Genomic DNA, 637 nt, shown 5'->3' with positions numbered 1-637 from the left:
TCCAGCTCGCGGTGCGCAGCGCGGCCACCAGCCAGTCCGCGCGGCGGCGGCTGCGGTTCTCCGCCCACCACGCCGACCACTGGCGAGGCTGGAGGCCCAGCGTGGCGCGGGTCACTTCGCGCAGCGCCTCCGCGGCGGCCTGCGCGCACATCGCGTCGTCGCTGCCGGTGAGGTTGATGAGGCCCTCGATGGCGTCGCGGTCGTGCAGCGTGCCCAGGGCGCGGGCCGCCAGCGAGCGGCGCAGGGCGTCCCGGCTGGCCAGCTCCTGGCGCAGGTCGCGCAACGACGCGTCCAGGCGCGGCAGGTGCTTGAGGGCGGCGGCGGCCACCCGCGCGGCGCTGGAGATGTCCGGCTCCATGTCGAACAGGCCGCGCAGCACGCCGTCCACCAGCTCCGCGTAGGGCAGGTTGCCCGCGGTGAGCAGCGCCAGGTAGCGCGTGTCCGCGTCGTTCGAGTCCAAGAGCGGCGCCAGCGCGAGGGCCGCGGGACGGCCCAGGCGCGACAGGGCGGCGGGGATGGGCCCAGCTCGTCCGCCTCCGGCAGCTCCACGACGGGCAGGCGGCTCCAGGCGGTGGGGCCGGGGAAGTGCTGCGCGAGCACCCGGGCGCTGGCCTCCGGCGAGCGCGCCAGCTCCGCG

1 pseudogene is annotated in these 637 nt (G+C 77.6%); it reads right to left on the bottom strand.

Annotation, left to right across the window (positions count from 1 at the left end):
• A pseudogene (locus ACLEQD_RS44930) lies at window positions 1–637 on the bottom strand (FrgA protein); the annotation flags it as partial.

The organism is Corallococcus sp. 4LFB, from assembly GCF_046520365.1.
Taxonomy (GTDB): Bacteria; Myxococcota; Myxococcia; order Myxococcales; family Myxococcaceae; genus Corallococcus; species Corallococcus caeni.
Note: the sequence above shows the minus strand (reverse complement) of the source record. Positions and strands in the feature narration are given on the sequence as shown.